This window comes from Rhodobacter capsulatus (genome assembly GCF_052363185.1).
Taxonomy (GTDB): domain Bacteria; phylum Pseudomonadota; class Alphaproteobacteria; order Rhodobacterales; family Rhodobacteraceae; genus Rhodobacter; species Rhodobacter capsulatus_E.
In genome coordinates this window covers 1,623,971-1,647,538 of sequence record NZ_CP198955.1, presented here as the reverse complement: position 1 = coordinate 1,647,538, position 23,568 = coordinate 1,623,971, and the positions used below count along the sequence as shown (strand labels likewise).

13 protein-coding genes are annotated in these 23,568 nt (G+C 69.9%); 7 read left to right on the top strand and 6 right to left on the bottom strand.

Annotated features, from left to right (window positions below):
- The first annotated feature begins 3 nt into the window (after positions 1-3).
- Both cobT and cobS read left to right on the top strand, forming a co-directional pair.
- Positions 4-1,008 carry a nicotinate-nucleotide--dimethylbenzimidazole phosphoribosyltransferase gene (gene cobT / locus ACTTAG_RS08145; RefSeq protein WP_444464998.1) on the top strand — a complete coding sequence of 335 codons (1,005 nt, stop codon included), beginning with the start codon at positions 4-6 and terminating at the stop codon, positions 1,006-1,008.
- A complete protein-coding gene (gene cobS / locus ACTTAG_RS08140; RefSeq protein WP_444464997.1) occupies positions 1,008-1,775 on the top strand; it encodes an adenosylcobinamide-GDP ribazoletransferase in 768 nt (255 codons plus the stop codon). Before cobT ends, cobS begins: the two co-directional genes overlap by 1 nt.
- Before the next feature lie 50 nt (positions 1,776-1,825).
- Here the strand turns inward: cobS and arsN2 are convergent, their stop codons facing one another.
- The 5 genes from arsN2 to ACTTAG_RS08115 all read right to left on the bottom strand — a co-directional run bounded on the left by arsN2 (position 1,826) and on the right by ACTTAG_RS08115 (position 11,612).
- Positions 1,826-2,287, bottom strand: coding sequence for an arsenic resistance N-acetyltransferase ArsN2 (gene arsN2, locus ACTTAG_RS08135; RefSeq protein WP_444464996.1), 462 nt, complete (start codon positions 2,285-2,287; stop codon positions 1,826-1,828).
- 169 nt (positions 2,288-2,456) lie between these two features.
- Positions 2,457-3,695, bottom strand: a complete 1,239-nt coding sequence (locus ACTTAG_RS08130) for an Hsp70 family protein (RefSeq protein ID WP_444464995.1) — start codon at positions 3,693-3,695, stop codon at positions 2,457-2,459.
- A gap of 86 nt (positions 3,696-3,781) precedes the next feature.
- Entirely contained in the window at positions 3,782-6,889 is a 3,108-nt protein-coding gene (locus ACTTAG_RS08125) for a M10 family metallopeptidase C-terminal domain-containing protein (protein WP_444464994.1), read from the bottom strand.
- 496 nt (positions 6,890-7,385) lie between these two features.
- Positions 7,386-9,596, bottom strand: a complete 2,211-nt coding sequence (locus ACTTAG_RS08120) for a calcium-binding protein (RefSeq protein ID WP_444464993.1) — start codon at positions 9,594-9,596, stop codon at positions 7,386-7,388.
- 123 nt (positions 9,597-9,719) lie between these two features.
- Complete coding sequence (locus tag ACTTAG_RS08115; protein WP_444464992.1) at positions 9,720-11,612, bottom strand: cation-translocating P-type ATPase; 1,893 nt, start codon at positions 11,610-11,612, stop codon at positions 9,720-9,722.
- Positions 11,613-11,807: 195 nt separating this feature from the next.
- Here ACTTAG_RS08115 and ACTTAG_RS08110 point away from each other — a divergent pair, with 195 nt between their 5' ends.
- The 3 genes from ACTTAG_RS08110 to ACTTAG_RS08100 are packed head-to-tail and all read left to right on the top strand — an operon-like array spanning position 11,808 to position 15,959.
- Positions 11,808-13,985, top strand: coding sequence for a peptidase domain-containing ABC transporter (locus tag ACTTAG_RS08110; protein WP_444464991.1), 2,178 nt, complete (start codon positions 11,808-11,810; stop codon positions 13,983-13,985).
- The gene (locus ACTTAG_RS08105) at positions 13,982-15,298 is read left to right on the top strand and encodes an HlyD family type I secretion periplasmic adaptor subunit (RefSeq protein ID WP_444464990.1); all 1,317 of its coding nucleotides are present in this window, start codon (positions 13,982-13,984) and stop codon (positions 15,296-15,298) included. Before ACTTAG_RS08110 ends, ACTTAG_RS08105 begins: the two co-directional genes overlap by 4 nt.
- A gap of 49 nt (positions 15,299-15,347) precedes the next feature.
- Complete coding sequence (locus ACTTAG_RS08100; RefSeq protein ID WP_444464989.1) at positions 15,348-15,959, top strand: class I SAM-dependent methyltransferase; 612 nt, start codon at positions 15,348-15,350, stop codon at positions 15,957-15,959.
- A 233-nt stretch (positions 15,960-16,192) separates the two neighbouring features.
- Here ACTTAG_RS08100 and ACTTAG_RS08095 read toward each other — a convergent pair whose 3' ends face one another.
- Complete coding sequence (locus ACTTAG_RS08095; RefSeq protein ID WP_444464988.1) at positions 16,193-18,964, bottom strand: beta strand repeat-containing protein; 2,772 nt, start codon at positions 18,962-18,964, stop codon at positions 16,193-16,195.
- A gap of 288 nt (positions 18,965-19,252) precedes the next feature.
- On the opposite strand from ACTTAG_RS08095, the gene ACTTAG_RS08090 reads away from it, so the two are divergent.
- Both ACTTAG_RS08090 and ACTTAG_RS08085 read left to right on the top strand, forming a co-directional pair.
- Positions 19,253-21,106: an O-linked N-acetylglucosamine transferase, SPINDLY family protein gene (locus ACTTAG_RS08090; RefSeq protein WP_444464987.1), complete on the top strand. Its 1,854-nt coding sequence runs from the start codon at positions 19,253-19,255 to the stop codon at positions 21,104-21,106.
- Between the two features lie 213 nt (positions 21,107-21,319).
- A complete protein-coding gene (locus ACTTAG_RS08085) occupies positions 21,320-23,461 on the top strand; it encodes a beta strand repeat-containing protein (RefSeq protein ID WP_444464986.1) in 2,142 nt (713 codons plus the stop codon).
- Positions 23,462-23,568: the final 107 nt, after the last annotated feature.

The window sequence follows — 23,568 nt, the reverse complement described above, 5'->3', positions numbered from 1 at the left end:
CAAATGCTGCAGTTCCAATCCCTTGCCGAGATTTCCACGCTGGCCGACCGGCTGCCCGTCGCCGATGAGGCCGCCCGTGCGGCGGCGCTTGCGCGGCAAAACAGCCTGACGAAGCCGCCGGGGTCGCTTGGCCGTCTGGAGGAGATGGCGCTGCATTGGGCGGCCTGGCGGGGCACGGATCGCCCGACCATCACCAAGGCGCAGGCTTTGTGCTTTGCGGGCAATCACGGCGTCTGCGCGCAGGGGGTGAACGTCTTCCCGCAGGAAGTGACGCATCTGATGGTGAAGAATTTCGAGATGGGCGGGGCGGCGATCAACCAGCTCTGCCGCGCCGCGGGCGCCGATCTGCAGGTGATCGCGCTGGACCTCGACACCCCGACGCAGGACTTCACCCAAGGCCCGGCGATGACCGAGGCGGAGACGGTCGCGGCGCTGAACGTGGGCGCGGCGGCGGTTGATGTGACGGCCGATGCGCTGATCATCGGCGAGATGGGGATCGGCAATTCGACCATCGCGGCGGCCTTGGCGGCGGCGATTTACGGCGGCACGGCCAAGGATTTCGTCGGCCCCGGCACCGGCTCCGATGCGGCCGGGATCGCGCGCAAGATTGCGGCGATCGACAAGGGTCTGGCCCTGCATGGCGGGCTTGGCGGGATGGAGACGCTGGCGGCCCTTGGCGGGCGCGAGATCGCCGCGATGTGCGGCGCGGTTCTGGGCGCACGGGCGGCGCGGATCCCGGTGATCCTTGACGGGTTCATCTCGACCGCCGCGGTCTCGACGCTCTTCAAGGTCGATCCGCGGCTTCTGGATCACTGCGTCGTCGGCCATACCTCGGCCGAGCCCGGGCATCAGAAGGTGCTGAGCACCATGGGCAAGCGCGCGCTGTTGCAGATGGAAATGCGGCTGGGCGAAGGCACCGGCGCGGCGCTGGCGCTGGGTGTCGTGCGAGCGGCGCTGGAATGCCACAACGGCATGGTGACCTATGCCGAAGCGGGCATCACCGCCTGATGGAGCGGGGCTGGATCAAGGCGCGGCTTTCGGAGGCGCATCTGGCGGTGTTGCTGCTCACCCGCCTGCCGATGCCGCGGCTGGCCGATCCGGCACCGACGCTGGCGCAATCGGTCTGGGCCTATCCCTTGGCCGGGCTGGTGGTGGGGGCGATCTCTGCCCTTGCGCTTTTCGCCACGCTGGCGCTCGGCCTGCCGCCCGCTTTGGCGGCGGGTCTGGCGGTGACGGTGCAGGTCGTCATCACCGGCGCGCTGCACGAGGACGGTCTGGCCGATGTCGCCGATGGCTTCTGGGGCGGGCGCGAGCGGGCGCGGCGGCTTGAGATCATGCGCGACAGCCGCATCGGCTCTTATGGCGTTGCGGCGCTGGTGCTGTCGCTCGGTCTGCGCTGGCAGGGCGTGGCGGCGCTGGCCGAGGCTTCGCCCGCGCTGGCGATGGCGGGGCTGATCGGGCTGGCGATGCTCTCGCGCGCCGCCTGTGGCGTGGTGATGGCGGCGCTGCCCGCGGCCCGGTCCGAGGGCATGGGCCGCTATGCTGCTGGCGCGGCGTGGAAAAGGGTGCTGGCCGGCGGGGCGATCGGGCTGGGCGCGGCCGTCGGGCTGGGCCTGCCGGTCGGGCCGCTGGCTCTGGTGCAGGGCGCGCTGGTGGTGGGGCTGATGCAGCTGGCCCGGACGAAGATCGGCGGGCAGACCGGCGACGTTCTGGGCACGGCGCAGCAACTGGCCGAGATCGGCGGCTGGCTGGTGCTGGCGGCGCTGCTGAGCTGAGCGGGCGACGAATCGCACGCTTCCCCCCAATCGCACGCCCCCAGATCGGGTCAGGCGGTCAGGGGGCGGCTCATCACCACCGCGGTGATCGGGCAGACCGAACTGGCCTGTTTCGTGGCCAGAACCGGCGGCGGCACCTCGTAGCGGGCCCGGGCGCGAAAGCCGCGATGGCCAAAGAACGGCGCCGCATGTTTGGTGAAGAGCCAGGCCTCCCGGGCGCCCGCGGCCGCGACCTTGTCAAGAAGCGCCGCCAGCATCGCCGAGCCGACGCCCTGCCCGCGCCCGGTCTCGGGCACGACCAGCGAGCGGATCAGCGCGTGATCGCCGGGCAACTCATAGCCGCCATAGCCGCAGATCGCCCCGGAAGCATCGGAAAAGGCAAAGAAACTTCGCCCGGGATCGGCCAGATCCTCGACCGGCAGATGGGCCGCGGAAAGCGCCGCGGCAAGACCCGGATCTGTGCCGGGGATCGGCTGCGCAGTCAATTCGGGCAGGACCATGACCTCGGGCATCGGGCGGCTCCTCGGCAAAGGGGAAAGCGGGGGTAAAGTCCCGTCCGGGTCGCGGCAAGGCGGCGACAGGCTGTGACAAGAAGGGCCCGGTCGTGATCCATGGCGAAGCACCCGTTGGGACTGTGACGATTGTGCGACCGGCCGCGCCAAGGGTCAAGCGGTCAAAAGTTCACGCCCCGGCGGCGGTCAGCGCCAGCCCGTCGACGACGGCGGTAAAGGCCTCGCCGCGGGCCTGCCCTGCCTGCGGAAAGGCCGCCGTGACCGCCTGCCCGACCAGCCCCATCAGGCTGGAGCCGCCCACAAGGATCGCGGTCTCGACCGCGGCGGGGGCGATGCCCGCCAGACGGCAGGTTTCCGCCAGCGCGGCATCAAGCTCGGCCCGGGCGCGGACCAGCGCCGCCGCCATCGAGGCGGCGTCGATCTCGGCGTAAAGGCCGCGCTCGATCTTGCCCAGCCGGATCATCGCGCCGGGCTTGCCCGCATTCGCCTCGATCTTGCCGCGCTCGACCGCAAAGGCGATGTCATGGCCCAGCTCCTCCTCGATCACCCGCGCCAGACGGCCGATCGCCCGCGGCTCGACGGCGAATTTCGCCAGCTGCGTCACGGCATTGCGGGTTTCGCGGGTGTAAAGGAAGGGGATCTTCGCCCAGGTCGCCAGATCGACGAAGATCTCGTTCGGCATCGGCAGCAGGCCCGGGCCGAATTCCCGACGCAGCTGCCCGCCCTGCCCCAGCAGCGGCATCACATGATCCAGCGCCAGCAGCCGGTCGAAATCGGTGCCGCCCAGCCGGATGCCATGGCTGGCCAGGATCTCGACCCGGGCCCCGGTGACCCGAAACAGCGAGAAATCCGAGGTGCCGCCGCCGATATCGACGATCAGCCCCAGCCGCGTGCCGGTCAGATCGGCGCAGGCGCGGGCGGCGGCCTCGGGCTCGGGGCAAAAGCCGATCTCGGTGAAGCCCGCCGCCGACAGGCAGCCGGTCAGATCGGCCAGCGCCCGGGCATCGCGGTCGGGATCGGCGTGGAAATGCACCGGACGGCCCGACAGCACCCGCCGGAAGGTCAGGCCCGTCTGCGCCTCGGCGCGGGTTTTCGTTTCCGCCAGAAAGGCGGTGACCACCTCGGCCAGGGTGCGGCGGCGCCCGCCGATCGGGCGGGATTCGTGGAACAAGGGCGTGCCGAGCACGCTTTTGAGCGCCCGCATGAAGCGCCCCTCCTCGCCCGCGACAAGGGCCGCGACCGCCGCGGCGCCGATCTGCATCGGCCCGCGTTCGGCGGGAAAGAAGACCGCCGTGGGCAGGGTGTCGGCCTGCCCGTCCAGCGTCAGGCGGCGCAGCTGGCCATCCTGCACCAGAGCGGCGGCGGAATTCGAGGTTCCGAAGTCGATCGCAAGGGGAAGGTCGGTCATCGCGGGCCTCTCGAAGAAAGACAGGCCCGCTACAGGGTTTCGGCGGCTCTGGCAAGAGGCAGCTTGGGGGGCGCCTGCCGCCCGGCTCAGATCAGGAAATCCCCCGCGGAGAGCGAGGCCAGCGTGACATTGTCGAGCGTGATCACCAGCCCCTCGATCCCGATCACCACGGCGCGGCCCGATTGCGTCATCTGGCCCGCCAGATCGGCGAAACTGTCCAGCCCGGCGACCCCGCGCAGGTCGATATCGTCCAGACCGATGCGGAAATCGGTGATCCGGTTCGTGCCGTCGCCGGGGGCGAAGATGAACACGTCATTGCCCGCGCCGCCAGTCAGGGTGTCGCTGCCCTCGCCCGCGGTCAGCCGGTCATGGCCCGAGCCGCCGTTCAGACTGTCATCGCCCGCCCCGCCCTGCAGCAGATCATTGCCCGCCCCGACGGTGATGCGGTCATTGCCCGCGCCGCCGAAGATCGTGTCGGCCTGCGCGCTGCTGTCGCCGCTGGCGGTGAAGCTGTCGTTGCCCGCGCCCAGATCGACCAGATCGTTGCCGCCGGTGTCGCCGACGATATCGGCCCCGGCGCCGCCGGTCAGCGTGTCGTTGCCCAGCCCGCCCGCAAGGCGGCAGCCCGCATCCGAGGCGGTCAGCCAGTCATTGCCCGCCCCGCCATCGAGGCTGTCGGCGCCGCCCAGGCTGGTCAGCACCTCGTTGCCGAGCCCGCCCAGAACCGTGTCGGCGCCCGTATCGGCGCTGTCGACATAGATGTCGTCGCCCGCGCCAAGGTCGATGCGGTCGGCCTCTGCCCCGCCCTCGACGCTGTCATTGCCGTCGCCCGCGCTGATCGTGTCGCGCCCGGCCCCGCCCAGGATCGTGTCGTTGCCGCCATTGCCGGTCAGCCGGTCATTGCCCGTGCCGCCGTCCAGGATGTCGCTGCCCGCGCCGGTGGCAAGGACGTCATTGCCCTCGCCGCCCAGCACGGTGTCGGCATGGGAGGCGCTGTCGCCGCTGCCGCTGTAGCTGTCATTGCCCGCGCCCAGATCGACCAGATCATTGCCACCGGTGTCGGCGGTGCTGTCAGCCCCGGCGCCGCCGGTCAGCGTGTCATCGCCCAGACCGCCCTGCAACAGGCTGCCCGCCGCCGAGGCGGTCAGGGCGTCGTTGCCCGCGCCGCCATCGAAACTGTCGCGCCCGCCAAGGCTGGTCAGCACCTCGTTGCCGAGCCCCCCCAGCACGGTATCGGCGCCCGCATCGGTGCCGTCGACATAGATGTCGTCGCCCGCGCCAAGGTCGATGCGGTCGGACTCGGCCCCGCCCTCGACCCGGTCGGCGCCGTCGCCCGCCACGATCGTGTCGCGCCCCGCCCCGCCGCTGAAGCTGTCATTGCCCGCGCTGCCGGTGATGCGGTCGTTGCCGTCGCCGCCAAGGACCGTGTCGCCCATCGTCGCATCGTCGCCGCTGGCGGTGTAGCTGTCATTGCCCGCGCCAAGGCTGACCACATCCGCCCCGCCGGTGTCGCTGACGCTGTCGGCGCCGCCGCCGCCGGTCAGCGTGTCATCGCCCAGCCCGCCCGAAAGCAGACAGCCCGCGGCGCCCGCGATCAGGACATCATTGCCCGCCTCGCCGTAAAGCCGGTCGCTGCCGCCGCGGCTGGTCAGCCGGTCATCGCCCGCCCCGCCCCAGACCTGATCGGAGCCGGTGTCGGCGGCATCGGCGAAGATGTCGTCACCCTCGCCCAGCGTGATCAGATCGTTGCCCGCGCCGCCGCCGACACTGTCATTGCCCGCCCCGGCGTCGATGCTGTCATTGCCCGCGCCGCCGTCGATCGTATCGGCGCCAGCGCCGCCCTGCAGCGTGTCGCGCCCGATCGTGCCCGCCAGAATCTGCCCGGTGCCGCCGCCGCCGTCCCCATCGCCGCCACCGCTGCCGCTGCCGTCATCGCCGCTGCCGGTCGAAAGCAGGAAATGATCCGCCTGAAGCGCCGCAAGCGTCAGCCCGGCCAGCAGGATCGTGCCTTCCAGCGTGGCGATCCGCACCCCCTCGGCGGTGTTCGACATCAGCGCGACAAGCGCGCTCCAGCTCTCGATCGCGGTTTGCGCCGACAGGTCGATGACGTCGATACTGGCGACGAAATCGCTGATCGTGTCGGTGCCGAAGCCGGCGGCGAAAACGAAGATGTCCACGCCCTCGCCGCCGGTCAGCAGATCATCGCCGCCCTCGCCGGTCAGCCGGTCGTCGCCCGCCTCGCCCAGAAGCGTGTCGTTGCCCGCGCCCCCCGCGACCGTGTCATTGCCCGCCCCGGCGGCGATGCGGTTGGCCGCAAGATTGCCGGTGATCCGGTCCGCCCCGGCGCCGGTGCGGACATGTTCGATCACCGTCCCGGCATAGATCACCATATTGCCGCGCTGCCCGAACAGGTCGGAAATCGCCCCCGGCGTCAGGTCGATCCGCGCCGCCTCTGTGCGGGCGGAAAAGTCGAGCGTGTCGATGCCGCCGGTGTCCATCAGGGTGAAGGCGACATTGGCGCGGTGGTTGGCGGTGCCCAGATAATCCAGCCCGTCGCCCGCGGTCGAGCCGCGGCCATAGGTGGTGTCGCCGCCATGCACCGCCGCGGGGGTGCCGTAAAGCGCCCGCATCGCCGCGATGTCAAAGGCCATCGGCGTCAGCAGATAGGCATAGCTCGCCCCCGTGGTCGGATTCTCGGTCTGCGAGAAATAGGACATGATCGAGGTCTGCCAGCTGTCGTTGGCATAAAGCGCATCGCTCGCATAGCTGGCGGAGCCGTTGTAGTTGCCGGTATGGCCAAGGCCCAAAGCATGGCCGATTTCATGCACATAGGTCTGATAGCTGTAGCTGCCGACGGTGCCGCCGTAGCTGTTGAACCACGAGGAGGACACATTGACCGTGGCCGAGGTCATGTTCACCCCGGTGCCGCGCATCGAACAATAGGCGCCCGAGGCGCTGTTCTGAAACCCGATCTGGCCGCCGCTGGCGACCTGCACGAAGGTGATGCCGCTGACCGCGGCCCAGCTGTCCAGCGCGGTCTCGATCACCGCGCGCTCGGTCGAGGTCACGGCGGCGGCGAAGGAATAGGTCAGCGTGCGCGAGGCATCCAGCGCCCAGCCATAGGTATAGCCGCCGAAATAGCCGCGGATGAGCTGCTGGACCGCCTGGTCCTCGGTATAGGTGGGAAGGGGCATCCGGGCACTCCTGATCAAGCGCGTGAAACACGCGGTACAGCGCGGACCGGCGGACCGGTCGGCAAGACGGGGAACGGGGACGCCTTCGGGCGTGCGGCGAAGAGCGGGCCTTCATGGCCACCGGAGGATCCGCTTCAAGGCCAGAAATACGCCCCGCAGCCGCGATGCGGCAAGGCCGGGCCCGCCCGGACGGGGCCGCATTCGCGGGAGTTGATGAAGGATCTGTTAACAGGAGCGGTGGTTCGGGCGGCGCTGTTAAGGGCTGCGGCGCCAAGGTGGCGCGGCCGCGGCGGGGGTGCGTCGCGGCTGCGGCAGGGGGGCGGCGGGGGCGGGACAGAGGGGAAAAAGGCCCGCCGCGCCGGGATTGCAGGCGCAAGGGCCCGCAGCGAAACGAATCACCCCGGGCCGTCGGAGGGGGCCGGACCGGACGAAAACGGGGCGGCGTCCTGCCGCCCCGTTCAAACTGTCCCGTCCAAATTGTCCCGGGATCTCGGGATCAGAAGATCACGAAATCGGCGTTGGTCAGATCAAGCCCGGCCGAGAGCACCGCCACCTGCACCCGCGCCCCCGCGCCGGTGCCATCGGCATCGAACCACAGCCGCCCCGTGTCGCTTTCGTAGATGATCCGGTCCAAGGCGTCCTGCGCCTGCCCCGACAGGTTGGTCGCAAAGGCCGCCGCCGTCAGCCGCCCGGTCGCCAGCCCGGCGAAGACCGCGTCATCAAGCCGGATCGTGTCTTCCTCGGCGTTGAAATCGGTGATCCGGTCGATGTTCGCACCGGCGGGTGCGGTCGAGAAGATGAACCAATCCGCCCCCGCGCCGCCGGTCAGCCGATCGGCGCCCAGACCGCCATCCAGCCGGTTCGCCGCCGCAGTGCCGATGATCGTGTTGCCCAGCGCATTGCCGGTGCCGCTGACGGCAGTCCCGGTCAGCGTCAGGTTTTCGACGAAACTCAGCCCGACCGAGGCGGCAAGGCTGAAGCTGACCGCGGCTTCGACCCGGTCGATCCCGCCCGCATCGGTGCTGCCGGTCTGGGTGGTGGTCTCGAACACCCGGTCGGTGGCAAGATCGACGCGGTAGACATCATTGCCCGCGCCCCCCAGCATCCGGTCCGCCCCGGTGCCGCCCGAAAGCGTGTCGGCGCCGCCGCCGCCCGTCAGCAGGTCGTTGCCCGCGCCGCCGAAAAGCCCGTTCGCCCCGGCGTTGCCGGTGATCGTATTGGCCAGGCTGTTGCCGGTCCCGTCGATCGCCGCCGCGCCGGTCAGCACCAGATCCTCGACGAAGGCGATCGCGGCAAGGCTGAAATCGACCCCCGCCCGCACCGTGTCGCGTCCGCCCATGTCAAGCCCGTGCAGATTGGTCTCGCGCAGCGTGTCGGTGGCATCGACGACATAGGTGTCGTTGCCCTCGCCCCCTTCCAGACTGTCGGCCCCGACCCCGCCGTCCAGCCAGTCGTTGCCGGTGCCGCCTTGCAGCGTGTCCGTGCCCGCCCCGCCCAAAAGCGTGTCGTTGCCCGCCCAGCCGGACAGGAAATCATTGCCATGTTCGCCCGACAGCCAGTCCAGCCCGTCGCCGCCATCCAGACCGTCATTGCCGGTGCCGCCCGCGATCCGGTCATCATCCTCGCCGCCGCGCAGCAGATCGGCCCCGGCCCCACCCGACAGGCTGTCATCGCCCGCGCCCCCATCGAGCGTATCATTGTCGCCCGGATGCGCGGGATCGTTGATCCCGCCCAGAAGCGTGTCGTCGCCGTCGCCGCCCGAGAGACTGTCCGCCCCCTCGCGCCCGTCCAGCACATTCGCCCCGGCGCTGCCGATCAGCGTATCGCTGCCGCCAGTGCCATTGGCGTTCTCGATATCGACGAGCGTGTCATTGGCGACGTAAAACCAGTTGTCGGTGGCCGTGCCCGCGGCCAGATCGACGATCAGACCGCCGCGCCAATAGCCCATCGTCAGATCGGTGTAATCGACGGTGTCGATGCCGTCGCCGCCCTGCAGCACGTCGTCGTAATGGCCCAGACCGCCGCGCAGCACGTCATTGCCCGCCCCGCCCAGAAGCGTGTCGGCGCCGTCGTCGCCCTGAAGCGTGTCATGGCCCGCGCCGCCGTCCAGAATGTCGTCGCCCCAAAGCCCCTGGATCAGATCGTCGCCCGCCAGACCGTAAAGTGTGTCCGCGTCGTCGGTGCCGGTGATCGTGTCACCCGTGGCCGAGGCATAGCCGATGTCGAAACTGTCGAAGCCGACCTCGGTCGCGGCCGGATAGGCCGCGGTCGGGCTGCCCAGCCCATGGGTATGCAGGAACTCGAAGAAGGCGTCACCATCGGCAAAGGACGGCAGCGGCGCCCCCGAGACGGGGATATAGATCAGGTCCAGCCCGGCCGTGCTGCCCGCGTCATCGGTCAGCACATGCTGGAAGCTGAACAGATAGGTCACCCCGCCCGGATGGCTCAGCGCCTGAAAGCTGAAGAACATCGAAAAATCCGCCGTCAGCGACACCGCCCTGCCGTCCGCGGGCGTGAAGGTCAGCCCCGCCCCCAGGAACTCGATGACGTCAAGCCAGCCGGTCTCGGTGACGGTGAACCCCGTCTGGCCGTCCTGGGGCGTCATCTCCACCACCGACGCCGCCAGTTCCCGCGCCGTGACGCTGCCGCTGCCAGGGTCCATCCGCTGAGTCAAGACAAGACTGTCGAACGCAAAATAACCGGACATGGTCTCCTCCCGTTCCGATTGGGCCGTTCCGAATGGATCAGGATTGTCCCCGGCGCCACGGGGCGTCCATGACACGGGTCAAGACCGGCCCCGATTCGAGCGCGGCTTAGGGTCGCTGCCCGCTCAGCCGCGGCGCTTGCGGATCGGATCGGCCAGCAGCCGCAAGCCGTTGAGCACCACCAGCACCGTGCCGCCCTCGTGGCCGATCACCGCGACGGGCAGCGGCAGATGCCAGAACAGACCGCCCGCCACCAGAACCAGCATCGCGCCCATGGCGAAGATCAGGTTTTGCCGGATGATCCGCGTCGTGCGCCGCGCCAGCCGATGCGCCTCGGCCAGCCGCCCGATGTCGTCGGCCAGAAGCGCCACATCGGCCGCCTGCAGCGCCACCTCGGAGCCCGCCGCCCCCATCGCGATGCCCACATCCGCCCGCGCCAGCGCCGCCGCGTCATTCACCCCGTCGCCGACAAAGGCCACCCGCCCCCGCGCCGTCAGATCGGCGACGATGCGCACCTTGTCCTCGGGGCGCAGATCGGCATGAATTTCCGCCGCGCCGATGCCCAGTTCCGCCCCGATCCGCTCGGCCACCGCGCGCCGGTCGCCGGTCAGCATCGCGATCTGCCCGACCCCGGCCGCGCGCAGCGCCGCCAGCCCGCCCGGCGTGCTGTCGCGCGGACGGTCCTCGCAGGTCACCCCGCCCAGGATCTTCGCGCCGCGCCCCAAAAGCACCAGCGTGCGCGGTGCGGTTTCCAGATCGGCGGGCAGGACCAGACCGGTCTCCGCCCGCGCCCCCATCCGCTGCGCAAGCCGCGCATTGCCCGCCCAGATCACCCCCAGATCATCGACGGCCACCATGCCCTCGCCCGGCACTGCCTTGGCCTCGCGCACCGGCAAGGGCAGGATGCCGCGGGCGTCGGCCAGCCGCCGGATCGCCTCGGCGATCGGATGTTCGGAATGCGCCTCGATCCCGGCCAGACGGGCCAGAAACTCCGCCTCGGCACCCTCGCAACGGATGTCGACGATCTCCTGCCGCCCGGTGGTCAGCGTGCCGGTCTTGTCAAAGGCGAAGGTTTCGACCCGGGCCAGCGTCTCCAGCGCCGCGCCGCCCTTGAACAGCACGCCGCCGCGCGCCGCGACCGACAGCGCCGACAGGATCGCGGCGGGAACCGAAATCACGATGGCACAGGGGCTTGCCGCCACAAGCAGCGTCGCCGCCTTGTAAAGCGCCGCCTGCCAGCCCAGACCCAGCACCGAAAAGACCGCAAAGGCCAGCACCGCCCCGGCCAGAACGGCGATCGTGTAGCGCTGCCCGAACCATTCCGAAAAACGCTCCGAGGGCGCCCGCGCCGCCTGCGCCTCGGTCACGAGCGCAATCATCCGCGCCACGGTCGAGGCGCCCAGCTCGCGCCGCACCTCGATCTCCAGCACGCCATGCAGGTTCACCGTCGCTTCAAAGACCTGCGCCCCCGGGGTCTTGTGGACCGGGACGGATTCGCCGGTGATCGTGCTTTCGTCGATCGCCCCCTCGCCCAGGACGATGACGCCATCCACCGGCACCCGCGCGCCGGGGCGCAAGATCACCACGTCGCCCGGCACCAGCGTCTCCACCGCCACCTCGACCGTGTCTTCGCCCCGCCGTATCAGCGCGCGGTCGGGGCGCAGCTCCATCAGCGCCTCGATGGCGCGCCGCGTGCGGCCCATGGCGCGGTGTTCCAGCGTGGTCGACAGGCTGAAGAGCGTCAGCAGCACCGCCCCCTCCAGCGCGGCCCCGACGGCGGCGGCGGCCAGCGCCGCGACCACCATCAAAAGGTCGATGTCGAGCTGGCGTTCCGTGATCAGCGCGCCGATCGCCCGATGCGCCGCCGGAAGGCCGCCGGTGAAAAAGACCGACAGCAGCGCCAGCGCCTCGGCCCAGCCCGCGCCAAGCCCCGGGGCGCCCCAATGCAGCGCCGCCGCCGCCGCCATCGCCGCGATCGTCGCCCAGGTCAGAACCAGCCTGCTCGTGTCCTCAGTCATCCCGAACTTCCCGTTTGCGCGCTGCCTATCCCGCGTCTCATAGCGCGATTGCCGCGGCAGGCAACAGCGCGAAGACGCCGCGACCCCGCCCGGCCCGTCTTTTCAGCGATTTGCGCGGCCATTCGCAGCGCGGAAAAGGCTTGAAAAATGGCGCGCAGAAAGAAGCTGTTAATCAAGCTCGCGTAGCTTGCCCGCATGACTCATGCCCTTTCGCCCCGCCAACAGGAAGACATCGCCCTCGGTTCGCCGCAGATGACGGCGCTGCGGGCCTTGTTTCTGGTGTGCCTGCATCACGGTGTCACCCTGCCGGTGACCGAACTTCCCGCCCTTGACGACGGCAGCATCGCCCCGAAGATCGAGGCGACCTTTCAGCGCGCCGGGTTCCGCAGCCGCAAGATCAGCGGCGCCAGCTGGCGCACGGCCAAGGGGCTCGGCTCGGCCTATCCGGCGCTGTGCGAGGGCAAGGACGGCCGCTGGTTCATCCTCGCCCATACCGTCGATCTGCCCGACGGGCCGCATGCCGCCATCCTCGACCCCGCCCGCGAGGGCGAGGGGATCCTGTTCCTGCCCCGCGCCGAATTCGAGGCGCGCTGGTCCGGAACGCTGATCCTTGCACGGCTGCGCAAGACCGAGACATCGGCGCGGCGGCCCTTTGGCCTTGGCTGGTTCGTGCCGGCGCTGCTGGAGCAACGCGCGCTGTTTGGCGGCGTGGCGGTGGCGGTGGTGGCGGGCAACCTGATCGCCTTCGCCCTGCCCTTCCTGATGCAGGTGATGATCGACAGCGTGATTTCCTCGCATGCCTGGAACACGCTGGCCGCGGTGCTTTCGGTCTATGTGTTTTTGGTGCTCTTCGACGCGGCCTTCAGCTATGTGCGCCAGCGCCTGATGCAGATCTGCGGCGGGCGGCTGGATGCGGGGATCGGCGCGGCGGTGCATGCGCATCTGCTCTCGCTGCCCTTGTCCGTGTTCGAGACGACGGCGGCAGGCGTTCTGGCCCGCAACATGCAACTGACCGAAAAGATACGCCATTTTCTGGTCGGGCGGCTGTTTCAGACGATGCTCGATGCGGCGCTTTTGCCGGTTCTGCTCACCCTTCTGGCGCTGCTTTCGGGGCTGATGACGCTGGTCGTTCTGGGCTTTGCGCTGACCATCGCGGGGCTTCTGGCGGTCTTTCTGCCCGCGTTGCAGCGCCGTCTTTCGGCGCTTTACGACGCCGAGGCGGGGCGGCAGGCGCATCTGGTCGAGACGCTGCACAACATGCGCACGGTGAAGGCGCTGGTGCTCGAAGGCACGCGGCGCGGGCTTTGGGAAACGGCGCTCGCGCGCACCATCCGCAGCCAGTGGCAGGTGGGCGAACTTTCCGCCACCGTCAGCGCGCTGACCTCGCTGATGGAGCGGCTGATGCAGGTCGCGGTTCTGGGCCTTGGCGCCGAACAGGTGCTGTCGGGGCAGATCAGCGTCGGCACGCTCGTTGCTTTCATGATGCTGTCCGGGCGGGTCACCGGCCCCTTGGTGCAGATCGTCGGGCTGATCAACGAATGGCAGGAAGCGGCGCTGGCCGTGCGCACGCTGCGCGGCGTGATGGACCACCCGCCCGAGCGCGGCCCCGAGGTGCGGCCGATCCGCCCGGCGCTGCGCGGCGCGATCCGGATCGAGGATCTGTGCTTCACCTATCCCGGCGCCGCGACGCCTGCGCTCGATCATCTGACGCTCGACATCGCCGCCGGGCAGGTGATCGGCATCGTCGGGCGCTCGGGCTCGGGCAAGACGACGCTGACGCGGCTGCTGCAGGGGATCGGTTCGGCGCAATCGGGCCGCATCCTTTACGACGGCAACGATGCGCGCCACATCGACCTTGACCATCTGCGCCGCTCGGTCGGCATCGTGCTGCAGGAAAACGTGTTGTTCCGCGGCACCTTGCGCGAAAACATCGCGTTGGCCCGTCCCGATGCCAGCCACGAGGCGGTGCTGCGCGCCGCGACGCTGGCGGGGGCTGCGGAATTCATCGACCGGCTGCCGCAGGGGCTGGACACCCCGGTGGAGGAAGGCGGGGCGAACCTTTCGGGCGGGCAGCGGCAACGCATTGCGCTCGCGCGGGCGCTGCTGGCCGATCCGCCGATCCTGATCCTGGACGAGGCGACCAGCGCGCTTGACCCGGAATCCGAGGCGGTGGTGAACCGCAATCTGGCCGCCATCGCGCAGGGCCGCACGGTGATCGTGGTCTCGCACCGGATGAGTTCGCTGGCCCGTTCCGATGCGATCCTGGTGCTGGACCGCGGCCGGATCGAGGATTTCGCGCCCCATGCGGTGCTGCTGGCGCGCTCGACGACCTATCGCCACCTTTGGCTGCAACAGGCGGGGCAGACGGAATGATCCAGCTTGGCTCCATCGACCGCGAGGCGATCGCCTTTCAGGAAGAGCTCGACCGGGTGAAGGCCGAACCGGCGCCGCTGCTGTTGCGGCTCTGGCCCTTCCTGGCGGCGGCGCTGCTCTGCGGTCTCGTCGGGCTTGCGGCGATCTTGCGCGTCGATGTGGTGGTGACCGCGCCCGGCCAGCTGGCCGCGGCCGAGCCGCCCTTGCTGCTGCGCCCGGCCGCCAGCACCCGGCTGGATGCGCTTTTGGTGCGCCCGGGCGATGTGGTGGTGGCGGGGCAACTGCTGGCGCGGCTCGATCCGACCCAGCCCGAGGCGGACCTTGCCGCGCTCGAGGCCGAGCGCGATGCGCTTTCGGCGCGGATCGCGCGGCTGGTGGCCGAGCTCGACGGCGGCGTGCTGACGGCGGGTGGCCCGGCGCTGGCGACCGAGGCCGATGTGCTGACCGAGCGGCGGCTGGAAAGCCGCACCAAAGCCGAGGCGCTCGAGGCCGAGATCGCCTCGGCCGAGGCGCTGATCGAAGCCGAAACCCGCGATGGCGCCGGGCTGCGCGAGCAGCTGTCGATCCTGCGCGAGGTCGAAACGATGCGCAACACGCTGGCCGAACGGCAAAGCGGCTCGCAGCTTGCCGTGCTCGATGCGCGGCTGATGCGGCTGCGCGCCGAGGCCGACCAGCGCGCCCATGAAAGCCGCCTTGCGGAACTGCGCGACCGCCGCGCGCGTGCCATTGCCGAACACCGGATGTTCCTGACCAGCCTGAAGCGCACCGCCACCGAACAGCTCGCCGAGGCCCGGCCGCGGCTGCAGGTGGTCGAGGAGCAGATCGCCAAGGCCCGCGCGCTGCGGGAAATGGCCGATCTTGTCGCCCCCCGTCCGGGGGTGGTGCTGCGCGTGGCCGAGGGCGGCGTCGGCAGCCTGATCCCGGCGGGCAATCCCGTGGTGGTGCTGGTGCCGACCGATGTGCCGCTTCTGGCCGAAATCGGGCTGCGCTCGACCGATGCCGGACGCGCCGTCGCGGGCGATCCGGTCTCGATCAAGATCGACGCCTTTCCCTGGCGCGAACATGGCCAGCTGACCGGCACGCTCACCGAAGTCGGCCATGCCAGTTTCCGGGCCCAGGGCGCCGCCGAGGCGCAGCATCCGGCCCATGTCGCGCTCGACCCGGCGGCGCAGCTGAGCAACCTGCCCGCGGCCGCGACCTTGCTGCCCGGCATGACGCTTTCGGCCGAAATTCATACCGGCACCCGCTCGGTGCTTGCGACCTTCTTCGACCCGATCCTGCGCGGATTGGCCGAAGCCCTGCGCGATCCGTGATCGCGACGACCCCTTGCCCTGTTCCAGATCGCCCATGAAGGAGAATCCCATGACCGATGCAACCCCGATCGACACCGCCGAGGCGGTGGCGATGCCCGAAACGAAGACCAGGACCGTGCTGCATGTCGGCTGCGGTCTCGCCCATCCGGCAAAACTGCCCGAGGCCTATTTTCCGCTGTCCGACTGGCGCGAAGTGCGGCTTGACATCGACCCCGATGTGGCCCCCGACATCGTCGCCAGCCTGACCGACATGTCGGTCGTCGCCGATGCCAGCGTCGATGCGGTCTGGTCGTCGCACAACCTTGAACATCTGGCGCCACACGAGGTTCCGGTGGCGCTGGCCGAATTCATCCGGGTGCTGAAACCGGGCGGCTTCGTGCTGGTGACCATGCCCGATCTGCAGCAGGTCGCAACGCTTGTGGCCGAGGGCCAGCTGGAAGAACCCGCCTACATGTCGAGCCTTGGCCCGATCTCGCCGCTCGACATCCTTTACGGCTACCGCCCCGCGCTGGCTGAAGGCAACATCTTCATGGGGCACCGCACCGGCTTCACCGCGCGCTCGCTGAAAGAGCACCTGACCCGCGCCGGCTTCGCCGCGGTGACCGTCGAGCGCGACGGCCGCTTCGCGCTGTGGGGCGTGGGAACCCGCCTCGCCGCCTGACCGGCCCGGGCCCACGGCGCCGACAGGGACACTCGAAGGACCGCGAAAGGCCCGGATCGTCGGATCCGGGCCTTTCGGCATTGCGGGTCCCCATCCTGCCCCGCCTTGATCCCTGCCCCGGACACAGCCCCGCGGTCCGCCCGGGCCGGAAACGAAAACGGGGCTTCCAGACGGAAGCCCCGGATCGGGAGATCCGCTTCCGCCGAAGCGGAAGCGGTCGATATCAAGCCGGATCAGAGCAGCAAGGCCGAGCGCTGCGCATCGTCGAAATAGGCAAGCTGTTCGGAACTGAACGCCGCCGTCTGGGTCGAGGTCAGCGCCGCGAGATCCGCCGTTTCCATCGCGCCGAGCATCCCGGCGTCGAGGCCGGCAAGCTGCGCCGTGGTCAGACCCGCGACCTGCTTGGTGCCCAGCGCCGCAACAGCACCCGCCGTCAGTTCGTTCAGCGCCGCAACCGACATCGCGCCGATCTGCGCACTCGTCAGGCTCGCCACCTGCGCCGTGGTGAAGCCCGCCCCCTGTTCCGAGGTCAGCGCCGCCAGTTGCACCGTGGTCAGCGCCTTGACCGCCGCCGTCGTCAGAGCACCGAAATCCTGGCTTTCAAGCGCACCGATCTGGGCGGTCGTCAGCGCCGCCAGCTGCGCCGCGGTCAGCGCCTTCGCCTGCGCCGTCGTCAGGGCATCGACCTGCGTCGTGGTCAGTGCCGCAATCTGGGCGGTGGTCAGCGCCTTCACCGAAGCCGTCGCAAGCTGGGCGAAATCCGCGGTCTCGATCGCCGCGATCTGCGCCGTGCTGAGCGCCTTGACCTGGGCCGAGGTCAGCGCAGCGGCCTGATCGGTCGTCAGCGCCACGATGTCATCGGTACCAAGGCCCGCCAGAGCGGCGGCGCCCAGAGCCTTGACCTGCGCCGTCGTCAGCACGCCGTTGATCTGCGCCGTGGTCAGACCGGCCAGCTGCGCCGAGCCGAGCGCGCCGATCTGCGCCGTCGTCATCTTCGCCAGCGTGGCGTTGGCCAGCGCGGCGATATCGGTGGCTTCAAGCCCCTTGATCGCCGCCGTGGTGATCTGGGCGATCTGATCGGTGCCGATCGCTGCCGCCTGCGCCGTGGTCAGCGCGGTGATCTGCCCCGAGGAGAAGCCCTTGAAGCTGGCAGCCGCGAGTTTGGCAAGATCGGCCGTTTCCATCGCCGCAACCAGCGAGGTGCTCAGGGCACCGACCTGGGCCGAGCTCAGCGCCGCGGCCTGGGTGGTGGTCAGCGCCACGATGTCGGCGGTTTCAAAGCCGAGGATGTTGCTCGCCGTCAGGCCCTTGATCTGCGCTGTGCCCAGCGCGGCGACTTGCGCCGTGGTCAGCGCCCGGATCTGCGCCGAGCTGAGCGCGCCGATCTGCGCCGAGGTCAGCGCCTGCACTTCGGCGGTGGTCAGCGCCGCCATGTCGGCCGTGCTCAGCCCCTTGACCGCCGCCGTGGACAGCAGGCCGATCTGCAGCGAGCTCAGCGCCCCCGCCTGCGCATCGGACAGCGCCGCGATCTGCGCCGAGGTCAGGCCCTTCACCGCCGCGGTGCTCAGGCTGGCAATATCCGCGCTTTCAATCCCGGCCACTTGCGCGGTCGTCATCGCCGCGATCTGCGCCGAGGTCAGCCCGCCGACCTGCGTGGAGGTCAGCGCCGTCATATCCGCCGCCGAAAGCCCCTTGACCGCCGCGGTCGAAAGCTGGGCGATCTGCGCCGTGGTCAGCTGGCCCAGCTGGGTCGCGGTCAGCCCATCGACCTGCACCGAACCGAGGCCCTTGATCGCCGCCGTGCTCAGATCGTCGATGGCCGCGGTCGCGATCGCCGCGATCTGACCCGAGGTCATGACGGCCAGCTGCTTGGCATTCAGACCCTTGACCTGCGCCGAGGTCAGGGCGGCGACGGTCGCGTTGGTCACCCCGACGATGCCGGTGGCGCTGAGCGCGCCGATCTGCGCCGAGGTCAGCCCGGCCACGGTGGCGGTGCTGACGCCCGCGAGCTGCGCCGAAGACAGCCCGGCCAGTTGCGCCGTGGTCATCGCCGCGACCTGGGTCGAAGTCATGTTGGTGCTCAGATCCGCCGAGGACAGGCCCTTGACGGCGGTGGCACTCAGATTTGCGATCTGCGCGGTGGTCAGCTTGCCCACCTGCGCGTCGCTGAGCGCGCTCACCTGAGCCGAGCCCAGACCCTTGACCGCCGCGGTGGTCAGGCTGGTGATCGCGGTGGTGGTGATGTCGTCGATCTGCGTCGCGGTCAGCGCCGCGACCTGTTTCGACGACAGCGCCGCGATCCGGGCGCCGTCCAGCGCACCGATGAAGTTCGACGTGAGCCCGGCGATCGAGGTGGCGTTCAGCGCGGCCACCTGCGCGGTGCTCAGAAGCGGCGCCTGGGTGGAGGTCAGATCGTCAAGCTGCGCCGAGCTCAGCGCCGCGATCTGCGCGGTGGTGAAGCCCGCAAGCTGCGCCGAAGTGAAGGCGGCGATCTCGTTCGCTTCCAGACCCTTGACCGCCGAGGTGGTGAGGCCGGCGATCTGCTCGGCCGTCAGTGCGGCGGCGGCGGCGCTGCTCAGCGCAGTGATCTGCGCCGAGGAGAAGCCGCGCAGGCTCGTGGCCGTCAGCCCCGCAAGGGCGGTGGTGGTGACGTTGGGAAGCTGCGTGGTGGTCAACGCCGCCAGCTGCGTCGAGGTCAGCACGGCCGCCTGATCGGAGGTCAGCGCGCCGATGGCCGCAGTACTCAGCCCCTTGATGCCCGCGGTGGTCAGCACCGAAACCTGGGTGTCGAGCAATGTCGGGATCTGGGTCGCCGTAAGCCCCGCCAGCTGCGTCGAGGTCAGCACGCGCAGGTTGGCCGTGCCCAGCACCGGAATCTGGTCGGAGGTCAGCGCGCCAAGTTGCGTGGACGTCATCGAGGCGACATCCGCCGTCGTCAGCGCCGCGATCGCCGATGTGTCAAGACCCGCGATCTGGTCCGTCGTCATAAGGGAAATTGCTGTCATGGTACGTTCCCGGGTTGAAGGGTCAACAATCTGCTCTGCCGGGGCCCCTCCCCGTCAGGCAGCGGCCGGTTCTCGGCCATGCATGGATCGGAACCTGCGCCCAAGCGATTACGGAGCGGTTAAATCCGCCCCGGCCGAACCGCTCCGGCGGCAGAAAATTAGCTCGTATTCAATTCAACCCTGCCCGGGATGCCGAAATCGGGGCCGCGTTTACGGCGGATTTACCTTGTGCTGCGAGGCTTTGCGCCGAGACCTCTGCGAAGGTCGGCATCCAGAAGGAGTTTGCCCTTGCCATCCGTCGTTCCGTTTCTGCCCCTGCCCGGCGATGCCCAGACGATCACCGCGGCCCTGCGCGCCCCCGGCGGGTTCAGCGCCGAGGGCGAGATTGCGCCGCATCTGGCGCGCGCGGTTGCCGCGCTTGGCCTGGACGGTCTGGTGACGATCGGCGAGGCGATGGCCCCGCGCGAGGCGGCGGCGCTCTATCGTGCCTGGCTCTGGCAGCATGGCCGCGGCGGCGACTCGGCCCCGGCCTGGTACAATCTTGGCGTCGCGCTGCAACGCTCGGGCAAGCCTGTCGAGGCGGCGGCGGCGCTGGAATCGGCCCAGAAACTGCGCCCCGGTCTGTGGCAGGCGGGGCTTGGGCGCGGGCTGGCGCTGGAGGCGGCGGGCGCGGCCGACGCGGCCCTGGCCGCCTGGCGCGAGCTGCTGCCCCCGGCCGAGGCGCGGCGGCAGATCCATATCCAGATGGCGCGGCTGCTGGAAGACCGCGGCCGGCTGGGCGAGGCGATCGAGGAGGCGCGGGCGGCGCTGCTGATCGACCCGCATCAGCCCGATGTGGTGCAGCATCTGGTGCACAACCGCCAGCGCACCACCGCCTGGCCGCCCGCCGCGACCGGGGTGCCGGGGCTGGGCGAGGACGAGGCCGCGCAGGATGCAGGGCCGCTGGCGGCGCTGGCGCTGATCGACGATCCGGCCCGTCAGGCCGGGATCTGCGCGCGCTGGATCAACCGCAAGGTGCCCCCGGCGCCGCAGCGTCTGGCCCCCGCGGGCGGCTATGCCCACGACCGGCTGCGGATCGGCTATCTGTCGTCGGATTTCTGCCGCCATGCGATGAGCTATCTGATCGCCGAACTGCTGGAACGCCATGACCGCAGTCGCTTCGAGATCTGGGGCTATGATGCCACCCGCGACGATGGCAGCGACGTGCGCGCCCGGGTGCTGGCGGCGCTCGATCATCATGTGCCGATCCAGGAGATGACCGACGAGGCCGCCGCCGCGCGCATCCGCGCCGATGAAATCGACATCCTGATCGACCTGAACGGGCTGACCAAGGGCGCGCGTCCGGCGATCTTGCGGGCGAAACCGGCGCCGATGCAGGTCACCTATCTGGGCTATATCGGCCCGGTGCCGCTGCCCGAACTCGATTACCTTTTGTGCGATGCGGTCACCGTGCCACCCGAGACCGAGGCCGATTACAGCCCCCGTCCGCTGCGGATTGCGGGCTGCTATCAGGCCAATGACGGCGTCGTGCCCGAACTGCCCAGCGTCACCCGCGCCGAGGAGGGCCTGCCCGAGGGGGCCATGGTCTTCACCTGCGTCTCGCATCACTACAAGCTGACCGAGGCGGTCTGGGGCCGCTGGTGCCGCATCGTCGCGCGGGTTCCCGGTTCGGTGCTCTGGATCATCGACGACAATCCGGAATCGCGCGCGGCGCTGACGGCGCGCTGGGCGGCGGCGGGGCTGGCGCCCGAGCGGCTGATCTTTGCCGCCCGCACCGATCCGGCGCGCTATCGCGCCCGGCTGGCGCTGGCCGATCTGTTCCTTGATACCACGCCTTATAACGCGGGCACGATCGCCTCGGATGCGCTGCGCATGGGGCTGCCGCTGATCACCACCCGCGGGCGCGCCTTTGCCGCGCGGATGGGGGCAAGCCTGCTCACCGCGATCGGCCTGCCCGACTGCATCGCCGAGGATCTGGCGGGCTACGAGGAGCTGGCGGTGGCGATCGGCACCGATCCGGCCCGGCGCGCCGCGCTCAAGGCGCATCTGGCGGCAGGCGCCTGGGAACGCACTTTGGGCGATGCCGAGGATTTCACCCGCCGCTTCGAAGCCGCCCTGATCGCAGGCCGCGCCGCGATGTGACCCCGGCACGCGCCACCCGAACCGCCCCCCGGACCGCGCTGCGGTCGCGGGGCGCCCTTCGGCCTCCTCCGCAATCGCCGGGCGCGCCCGCCCTCCCCCGGTTGATCCGCCCGTGTTGATCTGCCGCACCGGCGCGGCGGCGATCCGGGGGTAGACTGGGGCATCGGCAATGGCCTCGGCCAGGGCGGTCCGGGGCCGGATCGGAGGAACGCCATGACCACCGTCACCATCACCAACCGCAGCGTCGGCACGGTTTCCGGCAGCGTGAATGATCGCCTTGTGTTCATCTACAACGCCCCCACCAACGATGTCTGGCTGCGCGACCTGAGCCAGCCCGGCACCGGCGCGCCATCGCCCGCCGCGGGATATTCGGGCACATTCGACGGCATGGGCTCGAACGACTGCCTGTTCACGGGCTTTGGTCATCTCAGCTTCATCGACCTCTCGGGCGGCAATGACATCATCATCACCGGCGACGGCAACGACAGCCTTGCGGGCGGCGCGGGCAATGACGACCTGCGCGGCTGGGGCGGCACCGACACGATCGATGGCGGGGAGGGCATCGACCACGGCCAGATCAGCATCGGCTGGTATGGCGGGCCAGTGGTGGTCAATCTCAACCGGGAGTCGCTGCTCAGCAACGGCGGGATCCTGCGCAATCTGGAAAGCCTCGACATCACCACCGGCGGCAACAACGACCGGCTGACCAACCACGCGACCGCCGTTGGCAGCGACCGTTTCATCAGCGGCGCGGGCAATGACACGCTGACGATGTACATGGGCGGTTCCGACACCGCCGAGGGCGGCGCGGGGCAGGATCTGCTGAACGTCACCTGCGGCCCGGGCGAGGGCTCGGTCTGGCTGATCGACCTCGTGGCCACATCGGGCGGGGGCTACAGCGGCACCTTCAACGGCGCGGGCAGCAATGACATCGTCTTTTCCGGCATCGAGCGTTTCAGCTTCACCGACCGCGCCGGGGGCGATGACATCCTGCAGACCGGGGCGGGCAACGACACGCTGAACGGCGGGGCGGGCAATGACACGCTGCGCTCGGGCGCGGGGCTGGACCGGATCGACGGCGGCGCGGGCGGGCGCGACTTCTGGCAGGGCGATCTGTCGGCGCTGACCAGCGATGTGGTGATCGACCTGAACGGCGCCTCGACCCCCGCGGCGGGGGCAAGCGTGGTCAATATCGAGGGGATGGACGTCACGACGGGGCGCGGCAACGACCATCTGACGGTGCGCACGGGCGCGCAGATGAACGACACGCTGCGCGGCGGCGCGGGCAATGACACGTTGAGCTTTCGCGACGGCGGCAGCGATTTCGCCGATGGCGGCACCGGCAACGACCTGCTGGAGATCACCTGGACCGGCAGCACGAACGGGGTCTGGCTGACCGATCTGACCGCCCTGCCCGGCGGCGGCTATTCCGGCACCTTCAACGGCGAGGGGTCGCGGGACATCGCCTTTACCGGCATCGAGCGGTTCTATTTCAACGACCGTGTCGATGGCGTGGCCGACATCCTGCACACCGGGCGCGGCAACGACACGCTTCTGGGCGGCGGCGGCAACGACTGGCTGGATTCCGGCTCGGGCAACGACCGGGTCGACGGCGGCACCGGCGCGGATATCTGGCAGGCCGATCTCTCGGCGGCGGGCCCGGCGATCGTGATCGACCTGAACCGGGTCTCGACCTATCTCGCCTCGGGGCGGGTCAGCAATTTCGAAGGCCTGTCGCTGAGCACCGGAAATGGCGCGGACCGGATCACCGGCCATGCGACGGCGGGGGTGAACGACACGATCCGCACCGGGGCGGGCAATGATCTGGTGACGCTGACGATGGGGGGCAGCGACAGCGTGGCGGGCGGCAGCGGCACCGACCGGCTGGTCGTGACCTATGACGTGGCCTCGAACGGGGTCTGGCTGACAAATCTCACCGCCGATGCGGGCGGCGGCTACAGTGGCACCTTCAACGGCATGGGGTCGAATGACATTGCCTTCTCGGGGATCGAGAGCTTCGTCTTCACCGACCGGTCGGGCGGCGCCGACCGGCTGCGGCTGGGCGCGAGCAACGACACGCTTGCCATGGGCGGCGGCGACGACACGATGGCGGGCGGGGCCGGGGCGGATCGTTTCGTCTTCGACCGGGGGGCGAATGAGGGCAACGACCGGATCGAGGATTTCGGCACCGGCGGCGACCGGATCGTGCTTTCGGGCGGCTCGATGGCGGATGTGGCGGTGGCGGCGGTGAACGGCGGGGCCGACACGCGCATCACGCTCGACAGCGGCACGACGATCCTTCTGGTCGGCGTGGCGGCGGGGACGGTAAACGCGGCCGATTTCCTGTTCACCTGAGCGGCAAGGCCGGGGGCTTCGCGCCCCCGGACCCCCGCGGGATATTTGAACCAAGGTGAAAGCCGCAAGCAAACGGCCCCCGAAAGGGGGCCGTTCGGATCGAAAGA

Bases quoted from the DNA above. Each gene is read 5' to 3' on its own strand.
- ACTTAG_RS08105 (WP_444464990.1), top strand. From the start codon at position 13,982: ATGATCCAGCTTGGCTCCATCGACCGCGAGGCGATCGCCTTTCAGGAA.
- ACTTAG_RS08130 (WP_444464995.1), bottom strand. From the start codon at position 3,695: ATGACCGACCTTCCCCTTGCGATCGACTTCGGAACCTCGAATTCCGCC.
- arsN2 (WP_444464996.1), bottom strand. From the start codon at position 2,287: ATGCCCGAGGTCATGGTCCTGCCCGAATTGACTGCGCAGCCGATCCCC.
- ACTTAG_RS08120 (WP_444464993.1), bottom strand. From the start codon at position 9,596: ATGTCCGGTTATTTTGCGTTCGACAGTCTTGTCTTGACTCAGCGGATG.
- ACTTAG_RS08095 (WP_444464988.1), bottom strand. From the start codon at position 18,964: ATGACAGCAATTTCCCTTATGACGACGGACCAGATCGCGGGTCTTGAC.
- cobT (WP_444464998.1), top strand. From the start codon at position 4: ATGCTGCAGTTCCAATCCCTTGCCGAGATTTCCACGCTGGCCGACCGG.
- ACTTAG_RS08115 (WP_444464992.1), bottom strand. From the start codon at position 11,612: ATGACTGAGGACACGAGCAGGCTGGTTCTGACCTGGGCGACGATCGCG.
- ACTTAG_RS08125 (WP_444464994.1), bottom strand. From the start codon at position 6,889: ATGCCCCTTCCCACCTATACCGAGGACCAGGCGGTCCAGCAGCTCATC.
- ACTTAG_RS08085 (WP_444464986.1), top strand. From the start codon at position 21,320: ATGACCACCGTCACCATCACCAACCGCAGCGTCGGCACGGTTTCCGGC.
- cobS (WP_444464997.1), top strand. From the start codon at position 1,008: ATGGAGCGGGGCTGGATCAAGGCGCGGCTTTCGGAGGCGCATCTGGCG.
- ACTTAG_RS08110 (WP_444464991.1), top strand. From the start codon at position 11,808: ATGACTCATGCCCTTTCGCCCCGCCAACAGGAAGACATCGCCCTCGGT.
- ACTTAG_RS08100 (WP_444464989.1), top strand. From the start codon at position 15,348: ATGACCGATGCAACCCCGATCGACACCGCCGAGGCGGTGGCGATGCCC.